Annotated in this window: 20 protein-coding genes and 1 pseudogene; 13 read left to right on the top strand and 8 right to left on the bottom strand. The window is 69.4% G+C overall.

Annotation, left to right across the window (positions count from 1 at the left end):
- Window positions 1–2 precede the first annotated feature (2 nt).
- From J2Y70_RS01370 to J2Y70_RS01350, 5 genes are all read left to right on the top strand, one after another.
- Entirely contained in the window at window positions 3–560 is a 558-nt protein-coding gene (locus J2Y70_RS01370; RefSeq protein WP_309912493.1) for a PH domain-containing protein, read from the top strand.
- Window positions 561–575: 15 nt separating this feature from the next.
- Window positions 576–1,382 (top strand): D-alanyl-D-alanine carboxypeptidase family protein, encoded by an 807-nt coding sequence (locus J2Y70_RS01365; protein WP_309912491.1) that lies wholly within the window; start codon window positions 576–578, stop codon window positions 1,380–1,382.
- Window positions 1,379–1,963, top strand: coding sequence for a hypothetical protein (locus J2Y70_RS01360; RefSeq protein WP_309912489.1), 585 nt, complete (start codon window positions 1,379–1,381; stop codon window positions 1,961–1,963). The genes J2Y70_RS01365 and J2Y70_RS01360 overlap by 4 nt, the downstream gene beginning before the upstream one ends.
- Before the next feature lie 50 nt (window positions 1,964–2,013).
- Window positions 2,014–3,447 (top strand): FAD-binding oxidoreductase, encoded by a 1,434-nt coding sequence (locus J2Y70_RS01355; protein ID WP_309912487.1) that lies wholly within the window; start codon window positions 2,014–2,016, stop codon window positions 3,445–3,447.
- A 106-nt stretch (window positions 3,448–3,553) separates the two neighbouring features.
- A complete protein-coding gene (locus J2Y70_RS01350; RefSeq protein ID WP_309912485.1) occupies window positions 3,554–4,090 on the top strand; it encodes a hypothetical protein in 537 nt (178 codons plus the stop codon).
- A 40-nt stretch (window positions 4,091–4,130) separates the two neighbouring features.
- Here J2Y70_RS01350 and J2Y70_RS01345 read toward each other — a convergent pair whose 3' ends face one another.
- From J2Y70_RS01345 to J2Y70_RS01320, 6 genes and pseudogenes are all read right to left on the bottom strand, one after another.
- Window positions 4,131–4,811 carry a DNA-3-methyladenine glycosylase gene (locus J2Y70_RS01345; RefSeq protein WP_309912483.1) on the bottom strand — a complete coding sequence of 227 codons (681 nt, stop codon included), beginning with the start codon at window positions 4,809–4,811 and terminating at the stop codon, window positions 4,131–4,133.
- Between the two features lie 4 nt (window positions 4,812–4,815).
- Window positions 4,816–5,187: a DUF423 domain-containing protein gene (locus J2Y70_RS01340; protein ID WP_309912481.1), complete on the bottom strand. Its 372-nt coding sequence runs from the start codon at window positions 5,185–5,187 to the stop codon at window positions 4,816–4,818.
- 99 nt (window positions 5,188–5,286) lie between these two features.
- Window positions 5,287–6,459 carry a polyketide cyclase gene (locus tag J2Y70_RS01335; RefSeq protein WP_263397604.1) on the bottom strand — a complete coding sequence of 391 codons (1,173 nt, stop codon included), beginning with the start codon at window positions 6,457–6,459 and terminating at the stop codon, window positions 5,287–5,289.
- Window positions 6,460–6,927: 468 nt separating this feature from the next.
- A pseudogene (locus tag J2Y70_RS01330) lies at window positions 6,928–6,996 on the bottom strand (DNA-binding response regulator); the annotation flags it as partial.
- A gap of 84 nt (window positions 6,997–7,080) precedes the next feature.
- Window positions 7,081–7,722, bottom strand: a complete 642-nt coding sequence (locus J2Y70_RS01325; protein ID WP_003465620.1) for a response regulator transcription factor — start codon at window positions 7,720–7,722, stop codon at window positions 7,081–7,083.
- Window positions 7,722–8,912, bottom strand: a complete 1,191-nt coding sequence (locus J2Y70_RS01320; RefSeq protein ID WP_309912478.1) for a sensor histidine kinase — start codon at window positions 8,910–8,912, stop codon at window positions 7,722–7,724. The genes J2Y70_RS01325 and J2Y70_RS01320 overlap by 1 nt, the downstream gene beginning before the upstream one ends.
- 139 nt (window positions 8,913–9,051) lie before the next feature.
- Here J2Y70_RS01320 and J2Y70_RS01315 point away from each other — a divergent pair, with 139 nt between their 5' ends.
- From J2Y70_RS01315 to J2Y70_RS01290, 6 genes are all read left to right on the top strand, one after another.
- On the top strand, window positions 9,052–9,645 hold the full coding sequence (locus tag J2Y70_RS01315) for a GNAT family N-acetyltransferase (RefSeq protein WP_263397602.1): 594 nt from the start codon (window positions 9,052–9,054) through the stop codon (window positions 9,643–9,645).
- A 2-nt stretch (window positions 9,646–9,647) separates the two neighbouring features.
- The gene (gene minC / locus J2Y70_RS01310) at window positions 9,648–10,400 is read left to right on the top strand and encodes a septum site-determining protein MinC (RefSeq protein ID WP_309912475.1); all 753 of its coding nucleotides are present in this window, start codon (window positions 9,648–9,650) and stop codon (window positions 10,398–10,400) included.
- Window positions 10,401–10,435: 35 nt separating this feature from the next.
- Window positions 10,436–11,245, top strand: coding sequence for a septum site-determining protein MinD (gene minD / locus J2Y70_RS01305; RefSeq protein WP_185813539.1), 810 nt, complete (start codon window positions 10,436–10,438; stop codon window positions 11,243–11,245).
- Between the two features lie 2 nt (window positions 11,246–11,247).
- Window positions 11,248–11,505, top strand: a complete 258-nt coding sequence (gene minE / locus J2Y70_RS01300) for a cell division topological specificity factor MinE (protein ID WP_263110481.1) — start codon at window positions 11,248–11,250, stop codon at window positions 11,503–11,505.
- 261 nt (window positions 11,506–11,766) lie between these two features.
- Window positions 11,767–12,258 carry a hypothetical protein gene (locus tag J2Y70_RS01295; RefSeq protein WP_309912472.1) on the top strand — a complete coding sequence of 164 codons (492 nt, stop codon included), beginning with the start codon at window positions 11,767–11,769 and terminating at the stop codon, window positions 12,256–12,258.
- Between the two features lie 296 nt (window positions 12,259–12,554).
- Window positions 12,555–13,463: a hypothetical protein gene (locus J2Y70_RS01290; protein ID WP_309912470.1), complete on the top strand. Its 909-nt coding sequence runs from the start codon at window positions 12,555–12,557 to the stop codon at window positions 13,461–13,463.
- A 473-nt stretch (window positions 13,464–13,936) separates the two neighbouring features.
- Here the strand turns inward: J2Y70_RS01290 and J2Y70_RS01285 are convergent, their stop codons facing one another.
- Both J2Y70_RS01285 and J2Y70_RS01280 read right to left on the bottom strand, forming a co-directional pair.
- The gene (locus J2Y70_RS01285) at window positions 13,937–15,232 is read right to left on the bottom strand and encodes a HAMP domain-containing sensor histidine kinase (protein WP_309912468.1); all 1,296 of its coding nucleotides are present in this window, start codon (window positions 15,230–15,232) and stop codon (window positions 13,937–13,939) included.
- Window positions 15,222–15,923: a response regulator transcription factor gene (locus J2Y70_RS01280; protein ID WP_263397598.1), complete on the bottom strand. Its 702-nt coding sequence runs from the start codon at window positions 15,921–15,923 to the stop codon at window positions 15,222–15,224. The genes J2Y70_RS01285 and J2Y70_RS01280 overlap by 11 nt, the downstream gene beginning before the upstream one ends.
- A gap of 237 nt (window positions 15,924–16,160) precedes the next feature.
- Between J2Y70_RS01280 and J2Y70_RS01275 the strand changes: the two genes are divergently transcribed.
- Window positions 16,161–16,937: a phosphatase PAP2 family protein gene (locus tag J2Y70_RS01275; protein WP_309912466.1), complete on the top strand. Its 777-nt coding sequence runs from the start codon at window positions 16,161–16,163 to the stop codon at window positions 16,935–16,937.
- A complete protein-coding gene (locus J2Y70_RS01270) occupies window positions 16,934–18,622 on the top strand; it encodes a phosphoethanolamine--lipid A transferase (protein WP_309912464.1) in 1,689 nt (562 codons plus the stop codon). The genes J2Y70_RS01275 and J2Y70_RS01270 overlap by 4 nt, the downstream gene beginning before the upstream one ends.
- Window positions 18,623–18,660: the final 38 nt, after the last annotated feature.

Here is an 18,660-nt window from a genome sequence, read left to right as displayed (position 1 = left end):
GCATGCAGCGCCCTTCCCGCCCGCTGCCCGCCGCGCGCGACTACAACGTCGCCGCGCCCGGCGGCCTGCCGCTGCTGGCGCTGTGGCTGCCGCTGCTGGGCGTGGCCGGCGCGATCGTCGCCGTCATCCTGGCCGACTCGGGCCCCGCGCACGCCGCGCATTGGATCGGCCCGTGCGTCCTGGCCGCGACCGGCGCGGTCATGCACGCGCTGTACCTGCGGCGCGGCATCCGCCTGCAGGGCAGCGCGCTGCGGATCCGCTCGAGCATGTTCAACGCCCGCACCGAGATCGCATCGATCGACCTGGCGCATGCGCGCGTGGTCGACCTGGCCGAGCACACCGAACTGGCGCCAGGACGCAAGTTGTTCGGCTACGGCCTGCCCGGCTTCAAGTCCGGGCATTTCCGCATGCGCAACGGCCAGCGCGCGTTCTGCCTGCTCACCGACGCCAGCCGCGTGCTGGCGCTGCCGCTGCGCGACGGGCGCTGGCTGCTGCTGAGCCCGGAGCAGCCGCGGCAACTGCTGCAGGACCTGCAACGGCTGGCCGCGCGCAGCGCTTAGCCCTACCCTGTGCGGATGCGCCCCGCTCCCGCCCTGCTGCTCAACACCGAATGCATCGAACTGCTGCCGGCCGCGCTGCTGCGCGCGCGCGGCAACGCCGATGCGCGCCTGCTGGCCCATGCGACCTGGCTGCTGCGGCGCAAGCGCGACGGCCGCTACCTCGCCGCCGCCTCCGCGCAGGGGCTGTCCGCGCTGCTGCCGCGGCTGATGCACGAACCCGGCATCGACGCGGCACTGGATCGTCTCGACGCCCTGCCCGTACGCCGCCAGCCGGACGACGATGCACTGCTGCCGCTGAGCGCGTTGCACGAACGCCTGGCCAGCCTCGGCCTGGACGCCGCGGACTACGCGCGCAGCACCGGCCTGCCGCTCCAGGCCGAACCGGCGACCCTGCGCGGTGCCGGCCGCGATCGCTACCGGCGCCCGCTGTGGCTGACCGCCGGCGCCGCACGCGCCTGGCAGGCGCTGCAGCGCGCCGCCATGCGCGACGGCGTGGTGCTGGAGGCGATCTCCGGCTATCGCAGCCACGATTACCAACTGGGCATCTTCGCGCGCAAGTTCGCGCGCGGGCAGACCCTGCAGCAGATCCTGCAGGTCAATGCCGCGCCCGGCTACAGCGAGCATCACAGCGGCGAGGCGCTGGACATCGGCACGCCCGGCGAGGCGCCAGCCGAGGAGAGCTTCGAGCGCACGCCGGCCTTCGCCTGGCTGCGTGCGCACGCCGCCGGCTTCGGCTACCGGATGAGCTATCCGCGCGGCAATCCGCACGGCATCGTCTACGAACCCTGGCATTGGCGCTGGCATGCGGGAACGTCGGCATGAGGCAGCGCGTCGCGGGCGTGTCGCGCGGCAGCCTGGCGGGTTGCGCCCTGGGCCTGCTGGCGCTGTCGTTTGCCGCCTGCGCACAGTGGCACGACCGCCAGGGCACGCCAGTCGCCGACAGCGCCGAGCGCGCGCACGACAAGCACTTCGCGGCGACGGTCCACGTCGCCGACGAGGCCGCGTTCGCGCGTTTCGGCAAAGAGTGGACCGAGACCGACAGCCGCCACGGCCCGAAACTGCGCACGACCGAGCGCGTGCGCCGCGGCGAGCCGATCCGGGTGGTCGTGCTGTATTCGGGCTGCGCGCCCAGCCCCAACAACGACGGCGCCTGCGACGCGCAACTGCGCTTGCGCATGCTCGGGCCGGATGGCCATGTCGCGCTGCAGGAACCTGCGCGGCCGCTGACCACCGGCGGCAAACCGGCCGCGCCAGGCATGCTGGAACTGGCGCCGCTGTCGCTGCAGATCCGCTTCGAGCCGGCGGATCCGCTCGGCACCTACACCCTGCATGCCACGCTCAACGATCCCAGCCAGGACGCCTGGGTGCGCGTGCAGACCCAGGTGGAATTGGTCGCCGATTGACGCGCTGTCGATGATCTGCAACCGCCACCACCACTGAGAGCACCGCGCTTATGGACGAGCACATCGACACCCGGCGTCGCGCCGCAACCGCCGCCCTGTTCGGCGCGGGCGCCGCATTGGCGCTGCCGGGATGCCGGCGCGACAGCGCCGACACGCCGCAGGTCAGCGACATCGCCGGCATCGACCGCACCGCGGTCGCGCGCATCGCGCGGCCGCGCAGCGTGGCCGAGGTCGCCGCGCTGCTGCGCGACAGCCAGGGCGCGGTCTCGATCGGCGGCGCGCGCTACAGCATGGGCGGGCAGATCGGCGCCGCCGGCTCGCTGCACCTGGACCTGCGCGAACTCGTCGGCCTGGTGAAGCTGGATCCGGCCGCGCAGCGCATCCGTGTGCGCAGCGGCATGCGCTGGCGCGACCTGCAGGACCTCATCGACCCGCACGATCTGGCGATCGCGGTGATGCAGAGCTACAGCAACTTCAGCGTCGGCGGCTCGGTCGCGGTCAACTGCCATGGCCGCTACCTGCATGCCGGGCCGATCGCACATACCGTGCAGGCGCTGCAGCTGGTCGATGCGCAAGGCCAGGTGCACGAACTCGACCGCGAGCGCGACGCCGAGCTGTTTTCGGCGGCGATCGGCGGCTACGGCGGGCTGGGCGTGGTCACCGAAGTGGAACTGGCGCTGGCCCGCAACGACATGCTGGAGCGGCATGCGCAGCACGTGGCGCTGGCGGACTATCCGGCGTTCTTCGCCGAACGCATCGCCGCCGACCCGCGCGCGGTGCTGCACAACGCCGACCTGCTGCCGCCGCGGTTCGACCGCCCGCTGGCGGTGACCTGGCTGCGCAGCGACGCGGCGCCCACCGACACGCGCCGGCTGGTGCCGCGCGGACAGGACTACGCGCGCGAACAGAACCTGATCTGGGCGGCCTCGGAATTGCCGCTGGGCGAATCGCTTCGCGAGCGCTACCAGACCGCACCGCTGCTGCACACGCCGTCGGTGATGCGCCGCAACTGCCAGGCCAGCCTGGATGCGCGCTCGCTGGAACCGCGCACGCGGCGCATGTCCACCTATCTGCTGCAGGAGTACTTCCTGCCGCTGCCGGCGTTCGCCGCCTTTGCGCGCGAGATGAGCGCGATCCTGCGCCGCCACGACGTCAACGCGCTCAACATCTCGATCCGCCACTCGCCTGCCGACACCGTGTCGTTGCTGCGCTGGGCGCCGCAGCCGGTGTTCTCCTTCGTGCTGTACTACAAGCAGCGCAGCGGCGCCGCCCCGGACCGGGCCGCGGAGGTGTGGACCCGGCAGCTGATCGACGCGGCGCTGGCGCACGGTGGCCGCTACTACCTGCCGTACCGGCTGCATGCCACCCCGCACCAATTCGCCGCGGCCTATCCCGAAGCCGAGGCGTTCGCGCGGATCAAGCGCCGCATCGATCCGCAGCACCGCTTCCGCAACCGGCTGTGGGACAAGTACCTGCCGGCGTGAGGCCGGGGGCGATGGCGCTTGCGGCGAGCATCCGCGGCGGCCAGGCGCTCAAGTTGCCGCGCTTGCAACCGATATCGCGGCGTCACCTCCAGGAAAATTTACGCTGATGGAACAGAACCCCTACTCGGCGCCGGCCGCCGACGTGCAGGCCAGCCCCGCCGCGCCGCTGGGCAAGGCACCGGACGATGTGCTGCGCAGGATCACGGTCGGCTGGATCGTGGCCGCGTTGTGCGCGGCGCTCAGCCTGTTCCTCGGGCTGGCGGCGCTCAAGAACGGCAACACCGTGGCCGGTATCGCCGGCGTGATCGAAGCCGTGTTCATCGCAGCGCTGGCCTACGGCTTGCAGCGCAAACACCGGGTGGCGGCCTGCGTGCTGCTGGCCTATTACGCCCTCATCCGCATCACGTTCCTGCTCACCGGAAATCTCAAGGGTGCGGCCCTCGGCGTGATCGTGATCCTGGTCTATTTGAGCGCGGCGCGTGCCACCTTCCAGTACCACCGTTGGCTGCAGCAGGAACGGCGCTTTCCGTCCTCGCAGCGGCCGCGATTGAGCGACGATCCGCTGTTCCGGACGCCGCCGCCGCCGGCTACATCGGCAGTGGACGGGCTACTGCACGAGCAGACCGCTTCGCCGTCGCCCTGACCGCCGCCGCTCGGCACGCGGCAGCGCGGCGTCGGCTCGCCTACTCCTGCGAGCGCGGCGTCGGCGTCTTGGTCATCGCCGCCAGCTCCACGTGGGCGATGCGCCACAGATAGAAGCTGGCGTAGCTGCGGTACGGCGCCCAACGCTCGCCGCGGGCCAGCAGGGCCTTCGGGGTCGGCGGCAATTCCAGCTTATCCACGCGCTGGGCGCCCTTGCGGATGGCCAGGTCGTCCACCGGCAGCAGGTCGGGGCGGCCGAGGCGGAACATCAGCATCATCTCGATCGTCCAGCGGCCGATGCCGCGGATCGGCAGCAGCGCCGCCACGATCGCGTCCTGGTGCATCGTCGCCATCTGCCGCAGGCCGGGAATCTCGCCGGCCGCCTCGCGCCGCGCCAGGTCGCGCAGCGCCAGCGCCTTGTTGCCGGACACGCCGCAGGCGCGCAGGCCAGGATCGTCGATCCGCGCCAGCGTGTCGGCGTGCAGCCGGGCACTGCCGATCGCCGCCTCGACGCGGCTGACGATGCTTGCCGCGGCCTTGCCGCTGAGCTGCTGGAACAGGATCGCGCGCGCCAGCGCATCGACCGGATCGAAGCGCTTGGACCAGCCCGGTTGCGGCGCGATCGGGCCGATCCGGCGCATCCACGCGCCGAGCTTGCGGTCGCGCCGGCTCAGGTGCTCGTAGGCGGCCTGGGTATCGAACCCGCGCGGATAGCTGGGCACCGCGCTACCGCCTCAGCGCATCCAGCGCCCACAGCACCCAGCCCAGCATCAGCGTCGTCCCGCCAATCGGGGCCAGCTTGGTCGGCCATTGCGCCAACGCGTTGCCGGCCAGGCTGCCGGAAAACAGCAGCGTGCCCAGCAGCAACAGCGCCAACGCGGCGCGGCCGAGCAGGCGTTCGCTGCTGCGGGCCAGTGCCGCCAGCGCCAGGCCATGGCCGAACGCGTACAGCGCCGCGGTCTGCAGGTGCGACTGTGCCAGCGGCTCGGCCACGCCGTGCGAGGCGTAGGCGGACAGGCCGATCGCGGCAGCCGCCAGCAGGCCGCCGGCGCAGGCCAGCCAGGAGCGTTTGCGCGCACGACGATCGAAATTCAGCATGACGATGCTCCGTTGCGGCCGGGTTTCCGGCACCCCATAAACGAAACGCGCCGCAAGATGCGGCGCGTTTCGTGGTCACTCATCATCCAGGCGACTGGCTTACTTGATCGCCCAGTAGATGTCGTACGTGCCTTCCGGCGTGAACGACTTGTCCACGCCGCCCTTCCAGGCCTCGTACGGACGGTCGGTCACGTCGTAGCCGCTGGTCGCGGCCCAGGCGCGGACCGCATTGCGCGCCGCATCCAGGCCCGCCATGTGGCCGGCGTAGCCGGCGAACGCGGAGCGGTGCGCTTCGGTACGCAGGTAGGTGACCGGCGCGCCCTGCGGGATGGTCAGCTTCAGCGGCTCGCCGCTGGCGGCGACCGGGGTCGCGTCGACCGGGGCCGCAGGAGCCGCCGCCGCCGCGTCGTCCTTCTTCTCTTCCGGCTTGGCCGCCGCGTCCGGCTTCGGCGCGCCACCGGCACGCTTGCGCACCGGCTGGCTGACGTCAAAGGCGTACTTGTCGGAACCGAAGTCGGTGGTGACGATGCGCACCGGACCGGCCGCTTCCAGGCCGTTGGCGTCCATCACCCGCTTGATCCACTCCTGGTTGTCCTTGATGGACTTCTTGATGGCCTCGTTGTCGCGGTCGATGTTGCCGGCGTTGACCACCAGCAGATCCTCGGCCGGGACGTCGACGATCTTCAGGTCCTTCAACGGGGTTTCCTCGGCGCGGTAGTCGACGTTCGGCACGGTGGCCAGCACGTTGCTCAGCCGCGACAGGCCCAGCTTGATGTCGTCGCCGACATGGCGGCTCACGTACAGGCCGGCGTAGCGACCGAACAGGTCCCAACCGTACTTGACCGTGTAGTCCTGGGTGATCTTGACGTTGCGGCCGCTCTTGCCGGTCGGCTCGAGCTTGAACGACGTGGACTTGTCGGTGCCCTTGCTCTCGTCTTCGATGCCGATGACGACCTGCTTGTTCTTCTCGGTCGAGGTGATGGTCCAGCTGCCCTTGCCGATGTAGCCCTCGTTGGAGGCGTAGTCGAGACGGGCGCCGACGCCAGCTTCGGGGCCGGAAAGCTTCAGTTGGATACGCGGATCGCGCAGCACCAGAGGGTTCCAGTCCTTGAACCGACGCAGGCTGTTAACCGTGTCATAGACGATGGTCATGCGCCGGTTGGTCTCGACGCTCTCGGACATGTGACGCTCCGAGGGCAACACCAGGCCAACGAGGACGAACAGGCCAGCCACGATCCCCAGTGCGATCAGGAATTCGATAATACGGGTCATTCAGGAGGTCTCCGGGGCCGATCCCACGGCCGGGTTAATGAAGCGAAGCGGCCATCCTAGCAGGCTTCGCGGTTCGTGGTCATGCAGATCGCGGCGCGGAATTCGGCACAGTGGCCAATTCCTCGCGAAGGCGCCGTGCATAGCGCCGCCGCGCTGAGCTGCGGGCGACCATACCATTGTCGCCGGGGCAGCGGCGGACAGGCCTGGAGCGAGGTCGCAGCGCTGCAAGCGGGCCAGTTTCGGCGAGGCGTTTGCGCCTGTGCGCGGGCCGTGCCGCCGGGCTGGGCGGCCAGACCAATGCATCCGTAGCAGTGTAGCGCCGGGCCAGCGGTTCGCACCCTCTCCAGTGCTTGGCAGGCCTGCCGCTTCGTTCGTCGCGACTGAAGTCGCTCCCACAAAGGGGCCGGCCACTGGCTCGCGCGCCCGCGAACGCCCGGCGCGCTGCGCCGGGCCGGGCATCCTGTCCCGTCAGACCAACTGCAGCTCGAACGCCTTCAGTACCGCCCGGGTGCGGTCGCGCACGCCCAACTTCGACAGGGTGAGCGGGCGCCGCTTGCGAGCCACTGGCTCGCGCGCCCGCGAACGCCCGGCGCGCTGCGCCGGGCCGGGCATCCTGTCCCGTCAGACCAACTGCAGCTCGAACGCCTTCAATACCGCCCGGGTGCGGTCGCGCACGCCCAACTTCGACAGGATGTTGGACACGTGGTTCTTGATCGTGCCCTCGGCCACGCCCAGCGAGTTGGCAATCTCCTTGTTGGAGAAGCCGCTGGCCATCAACCGCAGGATCTCGGTCTCGCGGTCGGTCAACGGGTCCGGCCGGTCCAGGCTGACGAAGTCGTTGCGCATGTGTTCCAGGCCCGACAGCAGGCGCTGGGTCACCGCCGGCTGCACCAGCGAGCCGCCGGCGGCCACCGCGCGGATCGCGCCGACCAGCTGTTCCAGCGACACGTCCTTGAGCAGGTAGCCCTTGGCCCCGGCCTTGAGCCCGGCCAGCACCAGTTGGTCGTCGTCGAAGGTGGTCAGGATGATGGTCGGCGGCAGCGTGCCGTTGCGCGACAGCATCTGCAGCGCCTCCAGCCCGGACATCGCCGGCATGCGCATGTCCATCAGCACCACGTCCGGCTTCACCTGCGGGATCAGCTCCACCGCCTGGCGGCCGTCATTGGCTTCGGCGATCACCTCGATCCCGCCGTCCAGCGCCAGCAGCGAGCGGATTCCCTGCCGCACTAGGGTTTGATCGTCGACCAGGCAGACACGGATCATCACAGCACTCCTTGTGGAACGGCGGACGGCAGCAACGCGGCCGCGCTCGGAACCGCGGCACGCAGGCGAAAGCCCGCGCCCTGCGGCGCATCGATCTCCAGGCTGCCACCATACTGGCTCAGCCGCTCGCGCATGCCGCGCAGGCCGTTGCCCGGCAGCAGGGCCTCGCAGCCGCGGCCGTCGTCGTGGGCCTGGATCACCACCAGCGGGCCGTCGCGGCGCACCTGGATCCACAGGTTGTCGGCGTGGGCGTGGCGCACCGTGTTGGTGATGATTTCCTGGGTGCAGCGCAGCAAGACATGCGCGCGCTCCGGGTCCTCGACGGTCAGCGGCTCGTCCACCTGCAGGTGGATCTGCAGCGACGGCACCCGCTCGGCCAGCGGCCGCAGGGCGGCGGCCAGGTCGATCGCGCCGCTGTCGCGCAGCTGGCTGACCGCTTCGCGCACGTCGGTGAGCAACAGCTTGGCCAGGGTATGCGCCTGGTGCACGTGCTCCTGGGCGCGGCCCTCGGTGATGTGGCCGGCCACTTCCAGGTTCAGGCTCAGCGCGGTCAGGTGGTGGCCGAGCAGGTCGTGCAGCTCGCGCGAGATGCGGGTGCGCTCGTTGATGCGGGCGCTTTCGGCCAGCAGCGCGCGGGTGGCGCGCAGCTCGGCATTGAGTTGGCGCTGCTCCTCGCGGGCCTGGACCTGCTGCCGCGCGACCAGGCTGGTGACGAAGATGAACATCGAGAAGCCGCCGTACAGCAGCGACTGCATCAGCGCCTCGAACACCGGGAAGCCCATCACCAGGTACACCGGCAGCACCGCCAGTTGGCTCAGCAGCAGCCAGGCCACGCCGGCGCGCACCGGCAGCAGCCACGGGATGACCCCGGCCGCCACCATCATCAGGATGCTGCCCAGCCCGGAACGGTGCAGATAGCCGACCGCCAGCGCGCACACGGTCAGCAGCACCAGCACGCCGCGGCCGTACCAGCGCGCGCCGGCGCCGCTGTGCAGGCGCCAGGTCAGCAGGAAGTAGCCCAGGCCGAAGCCCAGGTAGCTGGCCAGCAGCAGCCACACCTCGCCGCTGGGCATCCGGCTCGACTCCTCGACCGGTTCCCAGTACAGGTAGAGCAACGGCATGCAGATGACGGCCCAGGTGAACAGGCCGGCATAGCGCAGGACGCGGGCATGGCTGAGAGACTCCAACATGCACGCATCTTAGGATGAACGGCGCGCATTGCACTCCCACGGAAGTCATGCATGCGCGGCTCGCCGCCCCGGGTCCCGCGTGCGATAATCCCGCAGGCGGTCCGCATCTGGCCGCGCGCGCATCAGCAACGGAGTCCCAATGTCGATCGTCATCCGCGACGTGCGCGAGCACGAGCTCGATTCGGTCCTGGCCCTGAACAACAACGCCGGACTGGCGATCCTGCCGCTGGATTCGGCCAAGCTGCACCGCTTCTACGAGACCGCAGAATACTTCCGCGTCGCCGAGCGCGACGGCAACCTGGCCGGCTTCCTGGTCGGCTTCGGCGGCGACGGCGATCACGACAGCAGCAATTTCGCCTGGTTCCGCGAACGCTACCCGGCGTTCTTCTACATCGACCGCATCGTGGTGGCCAGCCGCCGCCGCGGCGGCGGTGTCGGCCGGGCGTTCTATGCCGACGTGCAGAGCTATGCCGAACTGCGCTACCCGCAGCTGGCCTGCGAGGTCTTCCTGGACCATGGCGCGGATGCGGCGCTGCTGTTCCATGGCAGCTTCGGTTTCCGCGAAGTGGGCCAGAACACGATGAACGAGGTGGAGGTGCGTGCCAGCATGCTGTTGAAAGATCTGTGCAGTTACGCCTGGGTCCGCGAGACCTACGGCGAGCAGTTGCCCGACCTGCCCTGGGTCGGCCATGCCCGCCGCCTGCAACGGGCCCAGCGCCCGACCGGGACCTGAGCGTGTCGTCGGTGACGCTGGATTTCGAGCAGGCGGGCGAACTGAAGATCGGCCAGGTCGGCATCGCCAACCTGCGCATCCGCACCCTGGACGTGGCGCGCCTGACCCAGGAGATGCGCGAGCGCGTGCAGCGCGCGCCCAAGCTGTTCGGCCGCGCCGCGGTGATCATCGATTTCGGCGGCCTGGCGCAGGCGCCGGACACCGCCACCGCGCGCGCGCTGCTGGAAGGCCTGCGCGAGGCTGGCGTGCTGCCGGTGGCGCTGGCCTACGGCACCCGCGAGATCGAGCAGCTGTCCGAAGCGCTGGGCCTGCCGCTGCTGGCCAAGTTCCGCGCCCAGTACGAACGCATCGACGGCGGCGCCCCTGCCGCCGCGCCCGCCCCGGCCGCGCCGCCCCCGCCGCCGCCCGCCCCTGCGGCGCGCCCGCAGCCGGGCCGCATGCAGAAGACCGCGGTGCGCTCGGGCCAGCAGCTGTATGCGGAGAACTGCGACCTGACCGTGGTGGCCACGGTCGGCGCCGGCGCCGAGGTGATCTCCGACGGCAGCATCCACATCTACGGCAGCCTGCGCGGACGCGCGCTGGCCGGCGCCCAGGGCAACACCGAGGCGCGGATCTTCTGCCGCGATTTCCACGCCGAACTGGTCGCCATTGCCGGCCATTACAAGGTGCTGGACGATATTCCCAAGGAACTGCGCGGCAAGGCCGTACAGGTCTGGCTGGAGCAGGACCAGATCAAGATCGCCGCGCAAGACTGACGCGGCCCTATCACTGAACATCAGGAGACATTCCTTTGGCTGAAATTATCGTAGTCACCTCCGGCAAGGGCGGCGTCGGCAAGACCACCACCAGCGCGAGCCTGGCCTGCGGGTTGGCGCGACGCGGCAAGAAGGTCGCGGTGATCGACTTCGACGTGGGCCTGCGCAACCTCGACCTGATCATGGGCTGCGAGCGCCGGGTGGTGTACGACTTCGTCAACGTGGTGCACGGCGAGGCCACGCTCAAGCAGTCGCTGATCAAGGACAAGCGCTTCGACAACCTGTACGTGCTGGCCGCCTCGCAGACCCGCGACAAGGACGCGCTGACCCAGGAAGGCGTGGAGAAGGTGCTCAAGGACCTGGTCGCAGAGGGCTTCGAATACATCGTCTGCGATTCGCCGGCCGGCATCGAGAAGGGCGCGTTCCTGGCGATGTACTTCGCCGACCGCGCGGTGGTCGTGGTCAACCCGGAAGTGTCCTCGGTGCGCGACTCCGACCGCATCATCGGCCTGCTCGATTCCAAGACCCGCAAGGCCGAGGAAGGCCAGACCGTGCCGGCATTCCTGCTGCTGACCCGCTACAGCCCGGGACGGGTGGAAGGCGGCGAGATGCTCAGCATCACCGACGTGGAAGAAGTGCTGGGCCTGAAGGCGATCGGCGTGATCCCCGAGTCCGGCGACGTGCTCAACGCCTCCAACAAGGGCGAGCCGGTGATCCTCGACGGCGAATCCCCGGCCGGACAGGCCTACGACGACGCCGTGGCCCGGATCATGGGCGAAGAGCGCCCGATGCGCTTCATCTCCGTGGAGAAGAAGGGCTTCTTCACCAAGTTGTTCGGAGGGTGAGCATGGGACTATTCGACTTCCTCAAGGCCAAGAAGACCACTGCCGAGACCGCCAAGAACCGCCTGCAGATCATCATCGCGCAGGAACGCAACCACCGCGGCGGCCCGGATTACCTGCCGCTGCTGCAGCGCGAGCTGCTGGAAGTGATCAAGAAGTACGTCAACATCGACGCCGACGCGGTCAAGGTGGACCTGGTCAAGGACGGCGAACACGACGTGCTCGACATCTCGGTGGCGCTGCCGGAAGGCCCGACGCCGTAAGCGGTGCGGCGCGCTACGGTCGCTGACGGCGGCCGCGACGCGCAGGCTGCCGCATGCGCCGCATCGCGGCGTGGTGCGGCGCAAGATCCTGGCGAGGATGCAATGCGGCGCCTGCGATTCGTAGGGCGACGTGCACGACGCCAGCTGCGCCCATCGAACGCACGATCTTCAGCGGCGCGATGGTCGCGCCATCCGCAGCACAACCGCCATCCAACGCGTTGCCGATCGCGTCACACGCCGCTCCTCCTTCCCGACCTCCCGATGCAGACCGACGATTCCCGCTCCGCACCCGCTGCCGAGGTACTGACTGTCGGCGCCATAGGCCTGGACGCGCCGCGGGCGCTGCTGGCCCGCCACGGGCTGGCCCTGCACAGGGTCGCCGACGGCGCCAGCATTCCCGGCAGCTACTGGGGCGAGCCGGAAGCCGGCGTGATCGCCAGCGACGTGTACGTGCGCGACGACACGCCGGTGCATTCGCTGCTGCACGAGGCCTGCCACCTGATCGTGCTGCCGCCGCAACGGCGCGCGCTGGTGCACACCGACGCCACCGACTCGGTCGAGGAAGAGGACGCCACCTGCTACCTGCAGATCGTGCTGGCCGACGCGCTGCCCGGCGTCGGCAGCGCACGGCTGATGGCCGACATGGATGCATGGGGCTACACCTACCGGCTCGGCTCCACCCGCGCATGGTTCGAACAGGATGCCGAGGACGCGCGCGCTTGGTTGCTGCAGCGCGGCTTGTTGCCGCAATGACGCCGCCTCAACTACCGAAAAGCGCATGCGCCATGGACGCATCGGACGGCGCTGCGCAATAACGAGATGAGATGTCGAACGGCCGTGATGACCTCGCATCCGCGGAAATCCGCGGTCCCGCAGCACAGGCGGTCGCCGATGGGATCGGCGGCGACAAGACGGCCTAAGGGCTCAGATTGACGAAGGTCACGGGGACCCGGGGTTGATCTGGAGTCGGGAATGCGCAGGGGAGACGTTCGCGCGCCCGCCTTTGAAAGAAGCCGAAAATCCGGCCCTTTGGATATGGAGAAGCCATCATGGACAACGAAGACTCCCTGCTTTTCACCTGCGGCCTGGTCGTAAAGGCGGGCACGATCGTTGCTCCTGCGCAGTACAGCTCCCTGCCGGGCGAACGCATGTCCAGGGTCGCCTTTTGCTTCGATGGACACTGGGTCTACCACGATGTGGACGACGATGTCATAGGAGCCATCTGCTTCAGGCGCAGCGACAACAGCCTGTGGATGCTCGGACGACATGGCCACCTGCGTCATGTGACGTCCGGCGCGGAGGACTTCACCCTGGCCAATATCCGCGGAAGGTTCCAGGACCACCGCATCGAAACGGACCGGCTTGGCGAGCTGCTGTGCATACGGGAAATCGGAAACGACCTGTACGTCTGCGGTCAGTCGTCCCAGGTCCATCGTCACTCCGACGGCGCCTGGAGCAACATGAGCCCGCCCGGAGCGCAACTGGGCTCCCCGACCTTGGAAAGCCTGGATGGCCTGGCCCACGACGATATATATGCCGTGGGCGAAAAGGGGCTCATCCTGCACCATGACGGCTCGCGCTGGAGCACCCTGAACTCCCCGAGCGATCGGCCACTGTCCTGCGTTCTGTGCAAGAGCGAAGACGAGGTCTACGCATGCGGCAATGATGGCTTGTTGCTGGTCGGCAACCGCAATGAATGGCATGCAATCGACACCGGCAGAACCATGAATTTCTGGGACATGGCGCTGTACGACGGACATCTGTACATTTCCCATGCGAATGGCCTCGTTCGATACGACGGGCAAGACGTCTTCGACATCGACACGGGCATCGCCCCCGCGCCTGGCGCCCATAGGCTTGATGCCCGCGATGGCCTGCTTTACTCCTTTGGCGTGGACGACATGCTCGAGTTCGATGGCAGTCGGTGGGAGCGATTGATATGCCCACACAACACGTGAGCTTGCCCGCTACACAACCGCGATGAGAAGCGGTGGGCCTGGCGGCTTCGGATACCGTCGGGGCTGAAGCCCCTCCTACAGTGCACCCAGCCAGCTCGCCGAAAGCCCTGTGGGAGCGACTTCAGTCGCGACGCGAAGGCGGATGGTTTCCAGGCTTCGGATACCGTCGGGGCTGAAGCCCTTCCCACAGTGCACCCAGCGCACTCGCCGCTAGCCCCTGTAGGAGCGACTTCAGTCGCGACGAACGAAGACGGATGGTTTCCAGGCTTCGGATACCGTCGAGGGCTGATGCCCCTCCCACAATGCACCCAGCACGCTCGCCGCAAGTCTCTGTGGGAGCGACTTCAGTCGCGACGCGCGAAGACGGATGGCTTCCTGGCTTCGGACGCAGTCGCGGCTGAAGCCGCTCCTACAGTGCACAGTCGGGCCCTTCACCACTTCTGCGCAGCAGCGGCGCGTCGCAGCAACGCGCGTTACACCGCGCCGCCGTCCTTCAATGCCGGGCTCAGGTCCAATGTCGCCCGCGTGCCCTGGCCCGCGTCCGAATCCAGTTGCAGCGACCACCCCAGGTGCTCGCACAGGCGCGCGATCAGATCCAGGCCGATGCCGCTGCCCTCGCGACCGCCGCCGCCGCGGGCCATGCGCATGTAGATCGCGCTGATCTCCTCCGGCGCCATGCCGTGGCCGGGGTCGTCGATGCGCACCACGCCCGGCGCCGGCATCGCGATCTGGATGACGCCCTGGTCGCTGTTCTCGATCGCGTTGCGCAGCAGGTTGCCGATCGCCGCCTGCACGATCGTCAGCGGCGCCAGCACTTCGCACGGCGGTAACGGCGCCAGCACCAGTTGCAGGCGCTTGTCGGCGCACAGGTGGCGATGGTCCTCGACGATGTCCGGCAGCAGCTGATCCAGCCGCACCAGGTCGCTGCCGCGCGCCAGCCGCGCCGGGTCCTTGGCCAGCACCAGCAGCAGCGAGATCAGCTGGCCGACGCCGCTGGCGGTGCGGCGGATGCGCAGCAACTGGTTGCGCGCACTGGGCGGAATGTCGGGCTGCTCCAGCGCCAGTTCGGCGGCGCCGCCGATCACCGCCACCGGCGTGCGCAGTTCATGGCTGGCACTGTCGATGAAGGCGCGCTCGCGCTCGACGAACAGGTCGTTGCGCAGCAGGTAGTCGTTCAACGCATCGGCGATCACCACCTGCTCGGCGCTGGCGCGCGGATGCACCTCGATGCGCTGGCCCGGCCGGTCCGGACGCAGACTGCCGATGCGCTGCGCCATGTCGGTGAGCGGCTGCACCACGCGGCCCAGGCCCCAGGCCACCAGCGCGCCGAGCAGCAGCACCGCGATCACGTTGGACAGCAGCATCCACAGCGCCAGGTTCTCTTCGTGCTTCTGCAGTTCGGTGATGTCCAGCGACAGCGCCAAGCGGCGGCCGTGCACGTCCTGCACCAGCACCACCTTGTCGCGGCCTTCCAGCGGCACGTCGTCGTGCAGGCCCGGCGCCAGGGCCGCCACCGTCGGCGGTAGCGGCTCGCCGCCTTCGTCGCCGTACAGGCTCACGGTGCGGGTGTCGATCCAGCGGTAGTCCGGATCGACCGCGCTGCGCGCCAGGAAATGCTCCAGTTCCGAGCTCAGCAGCGAGCGCCAGGTCAGCTGCTCGGCCTGGTCGTTGACGATGTAGCCGTGCACGAACACCGCCAGCGACAGCAGCGCCGCATAGCCGACCAGCCACAGGGTGATGCGCTGCCGCAGCCCGGTCCTACGCGGCATGCGCGTCCTCGTGCGGCCCCACCACCGCGAGCCGGTAGCCGATGCGCGGCAGGGTGTGGATCAGCTTGTCGGCGAACGGGCCGTCGACGCTGCGCCGCAGGTCGTAGATATGCGAGCGCAGCATGTCCCCGTCCGGCGGCTCGTCGCCCCACAGCGCATGTTCCAGCCGATCGCGGGTGACCGCGGCCGGGCTGGCCTGCATCAGCACTTCCAGCAGCTTGCGGCAGGCCGGGTACAGGTGCAGCGTGCGGCCGCCGCGGGTCGCCTCCAGCGTGCCCAGGTCCAGTTGCAGGTCGCCCACGCGCAGCAGCTTGCTGTGGCCGCGGCCGTTGGCGCGCAGCAGCAGCGCCTCCAGCCGCACTTCCAGTTCCGGCAGCGCGAACGGCTTGGTCAGGTAGTCGTCGGCGCCGGCGCGGAAACCAGCGATCTTGTCCGGCAGCTCGTCGCGCGCGGTCAGCATGATCACCGGCACTTCGGCGTGATGCTGCTCGCGCAGCGCGCGCAGCACCTGCGGCCCGTCCAGGCGCGGCAGCATCCAGTCCAGCACCACCGCGTCGTAGCGCTGGGTGGTGGCCAGGTGCAGACCGGTGACGCCGTCCGGCGCCGCATCCAGGGTGTGGCCGCGAACCTCGAAGTAATCGAACAGGTTCGCGACCAGGTTCTGGTTGTCTTCTATGACCAACAGCCGCATGGCGCTCGCATTCCGGGACGACGGGATGCCGCCCATGCTAGCGGATGCGCGTCGGAGCGCGGTCGGAACGCTGCGTCTTGACCGAATCTCGATGGAACCTGGACGCAATCCGAAAACGGTGCCGGCAACCTGGGCTGAAGCGCGCGCATCCGGTGCGGCGAAATCCGACCAGTCTCCGACACACCGCGCAACACCATGACATTCGCCACCGTCCGCACGCCTCGACCGACCGCGCCCATGCACAGCCCGTCCCTGCCCCTGCCCGCCGTCTCCGCCCTGCCCGTGCCGGCGGCCTTCTACCGTGGGCACCTGTGGCTGCCGCTGGCCGCGGCCCTGCTGGCCAGCGGCGTGCTGATGGGCCTAGGCGGGGATTTCTGGTTCGCCGACCTGCTGTACCGCTGGGAAGGCGGCCACTGGGCGCTGAAGAACGCGGCGCTGACCCGCGGCCTGATCCATCACGACGGCAAGCTGCTCAGCACCGTGGCCTGGGTGGTGACGGCCGGCCTGGCGCTCTGGGCCTGGCGCCGCGCCGATGGCCGGCGCTACCGGCTGCCGCTGCTGTACCTGGCGCTGGCGGTGGCGTTGAGCACCGGGGTGGTGTCGCTGCTGAAGTCGCTGACCCACATGGACTGCCCATGGGACCTGAGCCGCTACGGCGGCCACCTGCCCTACATCGGCCTGTTCGAGCCGCGCCCGGCGGAGATGCCGCATGCCGCGTGCTTCCCGGCCGGGCATTCCAGCGCCGGCTACGCCTGGGTCGCGCTGTACTTCTTCGCGCTGGCGCTGAAGCCGTCCTGGCGCTGGCCGGCGCTGGCGGTCGGACTCGGCGCCGGGCTGCTGTTCGGCCTCGGCCAGCAGCTGCGCGGCGCGCACTTCCTGTCCCACGACCTGTGGACGCTGGCGCTGAGCTGGGGCGTGGCCCTGGGCCTGTACCGCGCTTTGCTGTGGCGGCCGCAGGTTTCGGCCCGGTCCATGCATGCCCCAGTAGTTATCGTGAAGGAACGTCGCGCATGAGCGTTTCGCTGCCGCAACCCCGCACTCGCTCCAAGGCCGGCTGGTGGCGCTACCGCCCGCTGCTGAGCAACGAGACCCTCGCGCTGGCGGCCAGCGCGTTCTTCGCCCTCGTCTGCAACGGCATGTTCTGGCGCAGCGCGATGAGCGGCCACCCGGGCGACCTGCGGCTGGCGTTGTCGCTGTTCCTGCTGCTGCTGTCGGTGCACGGGCTGCTGCTGGGCCTGCTGCTGTGGCGCGGCGTGGCCAAGCCGCTGCTGGCCGTGCTGCTGCTCACCACCGCGTTCGCCGCGCACTACATGAACAGCTACAGCGTCTACCTGGACGCGGACATGCTGCGCAACGTGCTGGCCACCGACCACAAGGAATCGCGCGAACTGATGACCCCGGCGCTGATCGCGCCGCTGCTGTTCTACGCCGCGCTGCCGATCCTGGCGCTGTGGCGGCTGCGGCTGGTCCGGCGCCCGCCGGGCCGGGCGCTGGCGATCCGCGCGGGCTTCCTGCTGGCGATGCTGGCGCTGGGCGGCGTCGGCGCGATGCTGTCGTTCCAGGACCTGTCGGCGATGATGCGCAACCATCGCGAGATCCGCTACCTGGCCACGCCGATCAACTACATCGTCGCCCTGCGGCAAACCCTCAAGTCCGACAACCCCGCGCGCAAGGCGCCGAAGCTGCCGCTGGAACACGACGCCCTCGCCACGCCGCGCGCGCCGGGCAGCAAGCCGCGCTTGCTGGTGGTGGTGCTGGGCGAGACCGCGCGCGCGCAGAACTTCGGCCTGAACGGCTACTTCCGCCAGACCACCCCGCAGCTGGCGCAACTGGGCGTGATCAACTTCCCCGACATGCACTCGTGCGGCACCAGCACCGAGGTCTCGGTGCCGTGCATGTTCTCCCCGTTCGGCCGCCACGACTACAACGAGGACAACATCCGCAGGCACCAGTCGCTGCTGCACGTGCTTGAGCACGCCGGCATCGCCACGCTGTGGCGCGACAACCAGTCCGGCTGCAAGGGCGTGTGCGACGGCCTGCCGATCCAGCGCCTGGACGACGCCAAGGATCCGCAACTGTGCAAGGACGGGCGCTGCATGGACGAGATCCTGCTGCAGGACCTGGCCGCGCAGGTGCGCGCCAAGCCCGGCGACCGCGTGGTCGTGCTGCACCAGCTGGGCAGCCACGGTCCCAGCTATTTCGAGCGTTATCCGGCCGGCTTCCGCCGCTTCACCCCGACCTGCGACACCGCCGACCTGGGCGACTGCGACCGCGAGCGGATCGCCAACGCCTACGACAATTCGCTGCTGTACACCGACCACCTGCTGGCGCGCACCGTGTCCACGCTGGAGGCGATGCCCGACTACGACACGGCGATGATCTACCTGTCCGACCACGGCGAGTCGCTGGGCGAGAAGGGCCTGTACCTGCACGGCGTGCCGTACGCGATCGCGCCGCAGGAACAGACCCACGTGCCGATGCTGATGTGGTTCTCGCCCGGTTTCGCCAGCGACCGCGGCCTGGACCTGTCGTGCCTGCGTGCGCGTTCGCACCAGTACGCCGACCAGGACAACCTGTTCCCGTCGGTGCTGGGGCTGATGCAGGTCAAGACCGGGGTCTACGAGCGTTCGCGCGACCTGTTCGCGCAGTGCGCGCCGATGAGCGGCGCCGCGACCGCCGCCGGCGCCGCAAACCGGTAGCCGCTCGCAGGCGCCGTCGCGCCTGCCCGGCACCGCGG

The sequence above is a fragment of the Xanthomonas sp. 1678 genome, from assembly GCF_031455575.1.
In the GTDB taxonomy this organism is placed as follows: Bacteria; Pseudomonadota; Gammaproteobacteria; order Xanthomonadales; family Xanthomonadaceae; genus Xanthomonas_A.
The sequence above is the reverse complement of the archived record's forward strand: the minus strand, read 5'-3'. Positions and strand labels throughout refer to the sequence as shown.